This window comes from Brevibacillus sp. MCWH, assembly GCF_013096935.1.
GTDB lineage: Bacteria > Bacillota > Bacilli > Brevibacillales > Brevibacillaceae > Brevibacillus > Brevibacillus aydinogluensis.
Map to the genome: position 1 here is coordinate 1 of NZ_SDLF01000258.1, position 379 is coordinate 379.

The 379-nt window shown below is 53.0% G+C and carries 1 protein-coding gene; it reads right to left on the minus strand.

Annotated features, from left to right (window positions below):
* Nucleotides 1-379: cell division protein FtsZ (locus ETC00_RS20365; RefSeq protein WP_371808946.1), on the minus strand; the 379-nt coding region annotated here is incomplete at both ends.

Below are 379 nucleotides of genomic sequence, written 5' to 3' on the forward strand. Positions count from 1 at the left end.
ATTTCAGACATTACGGTGCGTACGTCTGCAAAGTCCACGTTCATCAAACCCGGACGAGTAATCAGTTCGGCGATACCTTGCACAGCGCCTTTCAGTACATCGTTCGCTGCGCCAAACGCATCCAGCAGGGAGATACCGCGGCCCAGAACTTTCAGCAGTTTGTCGTTCGGGATAGTGATCAGAGAGTCCACATGCTTGGACAGTTCAGTGATCCCCTGCTCGGCGAATGCCATACGCTTCTTGCCTTCAAAGTTGAAAGGCTTAGTGACGACAGCAACGGTCAGGATACCCAAATCTTTTGCCACTTCAGCGACGACTGGTGCTGCACCTGTACCGGTACCACCCCCCATACCCGCAGCAATAAAGACCATGTCTGCAC